Annotated in this window: 7 protein-coding genes and 2 pseudogenes; all 9 read right to left on the bottom strand. The window is 73.7% G+C overall.

All coding sequences use genetic code 11. The annotated features are described in order from the left end of the window. Positions 1 to 584: pseudogene (locus ACFU99_RS36000) on the bottom strand (hypothetical protein); the annotation flags it as partial. 16 nt (positions 585 to 600) lie between these two features. Further along, on the bottom strand, positions 601 to 789 hold the full coding sequence (locus tag ACFU99_RS35995; protein ID WP_384400538.1) for a hypothetical protein: 189 nt from the start codon (positions 787 to 789) through the stop codon (positions 601 to 603). A 75-nt stretch (positions 790 to 864) separates the two neighbouring features. Then, on the bottom strand, positions 865 to 1,290 hold the full coding sequence (locus ACFU99_RS35990; protein WP_384400535.1) for a hypothetical protein: 426 nt from the start codon (positions 1,288 to 1,290) through the stop codon (positions 865 to 867). Between the two features lie 16 nt (positions 1,291 to 1,306). Further along, the gene (locus tag ACFU99_RS35985; protein WP_384400532.1) at positions 1,307 to 1,537 is read right to left on the bottom strand and encodes a hypothetical protein; all 231 of its coding nucleotides are present in this window, start codon (positions 1,535 to 1,537) and stop codon (positions 1,307 to 1,309) included. Between the two features lie 15 nt (positions 1,538 to 1,552). Continuing rightward, a complete protein-coding gene (locus ACFU99_RS35980) occupies positions 1,553 to 1,864 on the bottom strand; it encodes a hypothetical protein (protein WP_384400529.1) in 312 nt (103 codons plus the stop codon). Positions 1,865 to 1,888: 24 nt separating this feature from the next. After that, positions 1,889 to 2,443, bottom strand: a complete 555-nt coding sequence (locus ACFU99_RS35975; protein WP_384400526.1) for a hypothetical protein — start codon at positions 2,441 to 2,443, stop codon at positions 1,889 to 1,891. Between the two features lie 122 nt (positions 2,444 to 2,565). Beyond that, the gene (locus tag ACFU99_RS35970) at positions 2,566 to 2,949 is read right to left on the bottom strand and encodes an RRQRL motif-containing zinc-binding protein (RefSeq protein WP_384400523.1); all 384 of its coding nucleotides are present in this window, start codon (positions 2,947 to 2,949) and stop codon (positions 2,566 to 2,568) included. Then, positions 2,949 to 3,332, bottom strand: a complete 384-nt coding sequence (locus ACFU99_RS35965) for a hypothetical protein (protein WP_384400520.1) — start codon at positions 3,330 to 3,332, stop codon at positions 2,949 to 2,951. Before ACFU99_RS35965 ends, ACFU99_RS35970 begins: the two co-directional genes overlap by 1 nt. After that, positions 3,329 to 4,004: pseudogene (locus ACFU99_RS35960) on the bottom strand (hypothetical protein); the annotation flags it as partial. The gene ACFU99_RS35965 and the pseudogene ACFU99_RS35960, both read right to left, overlap by 4 nt.

Raw genomic sequence — 4,004 nt, 5'->3', positions numbered from 1 at the left:
GCGAGAGGGGCTGCCGCCCGGCCACGGCCCGCACCGGCCCGCCCGCCGGCACGGGAGGACGGGCCACCAAGGGTGGAACGCGCGCCCCCGCCGCCCACGGCGCCGCCCGGCGAGGCACCCCGCCGGCGGCTTCGCAGACCCCCGCCCCGGCCGCCGTTGCTGCCGGGGGTGTGGCCGCCCGCTCCGTGGGCGGCGGCGCGCCGGGCTTCACGGTTGCTGCGGCGCAGCTCCCGCCGCACGGCCCGGGCGGGGTCGGCGGATCGGGCCCGCTTGCGCGCCGCGCGGATGGCGAGGACGGCGCCGGTCGTGGCAACGACCCCGGCGGCAGCGACCGTCGGCACGAGTCCGGCGGTGGAGTACAGGGCGCTGCCGCTGGTGGTCAGCACCTCCCCGCCCATCACCGCGGCGGGCAGCGCCCGCACCGACGATTGCGGCCCACCCCCCTGCCGCCGCCCCTGGGGGCCGGGTTGTGGGTCGGCGGTGGTGACGGTGACGTCGATGGGCACGGACTGGACGAAATCCCCACCCGCCGGCTGTTGGCCGGAGTCGGGCGGCGGGGCCACGGTGGTTGTCGTATCGGACACGGGAACCCCTTTTCGGCTAGGTGGCGTGGGTACGCAGATAGTCGGCGAGCGCGACCTTGGCGCGGGCCACGGTGGCCTGGGCGGTCATCGCGGCGTGCTCCTCGTACTGCTCATGCACCCCGGCACGTTCCAGGTGGTCATGCGCTTCAAGCGCCAGCTCATCGGGGGTGACACGGATGGACCGGAGCGGGGAAAACAGCTTCATCACAACTCCTGAGAAGAAGAACGGGCCGGGGCCGGCCACCACGTGGTGACCGGCCCCGGCGGACGGGAACGCGGTTCAGCGCGAGGGGCGGGGCAGCAGCCACACGGCCTGGCAGACGGCGGCGGAAAGGGCCCACAGGACCCACAAAGGGCCGGTCAGCGGGCCGAAGGCGACCGCGAGCCCGGACCACAGCAGAGCCATCGCGCCGGCCGCGGCGTCCCGGACCCGCAGCCAGCCGGCCAGTGCGCCCACCACCGGCACCACCGCCGACAGGGCGAGGACCAAACCCGCCCACCAGGCGACTGCGTGGACCAGCGCCGTAGCGGGGATGGCGCACAGCGCCACGGCGGCCGGAGCGAACAGCGGCCGGTGATCGCGGTGTTCGGGAACCACCACCACAACCCGCCCGCGCCGTCCACGGCGGGGGCGTTGCTCCGGGATCTCAATCATCGTGGCGCCCTTGAGCACCCGCGCACTGCGGGACCGCGAACGACGAGGCACGACAGCCTCCTTCACGTCAGATCAGTTCGGGGTGGAGGTCGAAGAACAGGACGACGAAATGGCCGGTCCCGAGACTGGCGGCGACCATGGAGCGCACGGCCGCGTAGGCGTCGCGGCGGGTGGCCCGGCCGGGCAGGAGGTCAAGGCCCCCGTCGTAGGTCGCCTGCCGTCCGTCGTGGGTCTGGACCGTCATGATCCAGTGATGCGCGACCGTGATGATCGTGGGCCGTTCAGCCTGAACACTCATGGCGAACTCCTCGGTTCAGTACGTCTGGTGATCGGGGTGGTTGGCGGCGGTCTCCTGCCAGCGGCGGCACTCGCCCGCACTGGCGTGGCTGACGCTGACCGAGAAGTCGCACCCCGGGGCGTCACAGCCATAGGTAGTGGTCACCCAGGCGTCCGCGACGTGGCGGGCGGCGGTGTGCATCGCCGCCCACGCCAGGGCCGCGCAGGCCAACAGGAGGTGGACCGGGAGGTCGTAGCGGTGCAGGACCACGGTGTAGCCCGCAGCTGTGGCCCCGGCGACGATCACAGGACCCCAGAGGGCGAGGCGGCGTTTGGCGGTGTCGGACACGGAAGCTCCTCGGGCATCGGACGTTCAGGCGGGCAGGGGGAAGAGCTGGGAGGCGAGGCGTTCGGCGGCGTAGGCTTCCGCCTCCTCCTCGTCGATGAGCCGCAGGTGCTCGCGGGCCGCCTGCGGGGACTGGGGGGCGACGCCGTAGGCGTCCCGCAGGTCGCGGACGATCCGCTGCCGCACGCCGGGACGGCTGAACTGCATGGCGTGCACCAGTTCGTGCACGAGCGTGGCCGCCACGTCCTCGATGCCCCGGTGCGCGCGGCCGACGAGCAGGATCCGCACCCCGCCGCCGGGCAGCGCCACGGCGCATCCGGCCGCGGACCGGGCCAGCCGGCCATGGTCGCGCAGCGCATCGGCCCGCAGCTCGGGAGCGGCGCCGCCGGCGAGGGCGACCTCCGCAGCGACGGCGAGTTCGGCCAGACCCCGGGGCCCGGTGACGGTGATCTCGACGGGCGGCATGCGGCCCGGCACGGCCCCGGCCACCAAGGCGGTGGCGGCCGGGGCCAGGCGGCGGGCATCGCCTACGACGTTCCGGTGCCCGCGCAGCCGGCAGACGGTGACAGCCGGATTCACCACGCCCCCGGATCCGCGCCGAACAGCCCGCCCGGCGTAGGGGCCACGACGCCGGCGGTGTAACGGATGAACTCAGTGGTCTCGGCAGTGTTCACGGGCACTCCTTCGAACAGAGGGGTGAAGGGTCAGACGGCGCACTGTTCTTCGGGGTAGGCGCAGGCCACGCACATGCCGAGGGATGACGGGATGCAGTACCCGGCATCGCGTTGGCAGGCGGGGCAGGTGCGCCGGGCGGCCATGGCCCGGCCCAGGGCGGCCCACTTCGCGGGCGTCATCGGCCGGACCGGCCGGGCGGCGTCGAGGCGGTAGAGGAACGCGACCCGCACCCCGCCGACGCGGCAGTTGCGGCGCATCACCTGCGCCACGATCGGCTGACCGCCGGGGCGCAGGCCGCGGGCCCGTAACTGGCGGCGGGTGCACAGCCCGTCCGGGGCCATACGCCACGGGAAGGTGGGGATACCGAAGCGGGCGCCGGACGGGTCGAAACACTTACCGAACGCCCCCGCCATCAGGGGCGCGACATGACGCGGGCGGTGTCGCGCAGGAGGGTCACCACGTCGGTGGCTGTGCGGTCCGGGGCGTCGTTCCAGTCCGCAAGGACCGGCGGCTCACCGTCGGTGAGCAGGCACGTGCGGACGGCGGCGCAGGCATCCACGACCTTGTCGCTGACATCCCACAGGCTGGGGTAGGGGTCGCCGTCGGCTGCGATGTTGATGGCCCCTACCAGGCAGACGCGGCACTCCCGAATGGGCGTGCCCGATTCCGCCTGGTCGAAGTCGTAGTACTGGCCCTGATACCAGCCGTTGGTCTTGATGATCCGGGCCGCGTCTTCGAGGACAGCGGCGACCTCGCGCGGCGTGACAGCCGCTGGGGTGGGGGTGGGTGTGGTCATGGTGCGGCTCCTTCCAGAGCGGGGAAGATCTCGGTGAGGTCGGCGCGCGGCGTGCGCGCGGCAAGCTGCGCGGCGCGCGCGGCACGGAAGTCGCGCAGCCAGTTGCGGGCGTTGCCGACGTCCACGCCGAAGCGGGCGGCCAGGTCCGCGGCGGCCGGTTCCTGCTCGCCACCGGAGGCGGCCAGGGTGTGCAGGTAGTGGCGCCACCCCTCCTCCTTGGCCTCCGACCGGTACAGAGGACCGTCGCCGCTCAGGGCAGCGTCGGGGGCCTGCGGGTCGAGGGCCGCCAGGTCGCCGGACAGCCGGTCCCGGATCAGCGCGGCCTCCCGCACCTGTGCCGTGACCTGCCCCAACGCCTCCTCGCATTGGCGTACCTGCCCACGTTGCTGCTCGGCACGGTCGATCAGATCGTCTAGCAGGCTGCGCTGTTCGTCGGCGGCCTCGCGCGCCTCCTTCAGCGCGGCGTCGGTCTCGTTGCGGGTGCGGCCGGCTTCCTCGCGCGCGGCATCGAGGATGGCTGCCACGCGCTGCCGCGCGCCTGTGATTTCCTGCCGCGCGCCTTCCGCGCGCTGCCGTGCGTCCCGGGTCTGCCCGGTCACCTCCTCGTGCTCGTTCAGGAGTTCTTGGCGGGTGGTTTCGAGGCGGTCGAGTTCCTGCCGCGCGCGGGTGAGG

The organism is Streptomyces sp. NPDC057654 (assembly GCF_042800135.1).
In the GTDB taxonomy this organism is placed as follows: domain Bacteria; phylum Actinomycetota; class Actinomycetes; order Streptomycetales; family Streptomycetaceae; genus Streptomyces.
The sequence above is the reverse complement of the archived record's forward strand: the minus strand, read 5'-3'. Positions and strand labels throughout refer to the sequence as shown.

Bases quoted from the DNA above. Each gene is read 5' to 3' on its own strand.
- ACFU99_RS35995 (WP_384400538.1), bottom strand. From the start codon at position 789: ATGAAGCTGTTTTCCCCGCTCCGGTCCATCCGTGTCACCCCCGATGAG.
- ACFU99_RS35985 (WP_384400532.1), bottom strand. From the start codon at position 1,537: ATGAGTGTTCAGGCTGAACGGCCCACGATCATCACGGTCGCGCATCAC.
- ACFU99_RS35970 (WP_384400523.1), bottom strand. From the start codon at position 2,949: ATGGCGGGGGCGTTCGGTAAGTGTTTCGACCCGTCCGGCGCCCGCTTC.
- ACFU99_RS35965 (WP_384400520.1), bottom strand. From the start codon at position 3,332: ATGACCACACCCACCCCCACCCCAGCGGCTGTCACGCCGCGCGAGGTC.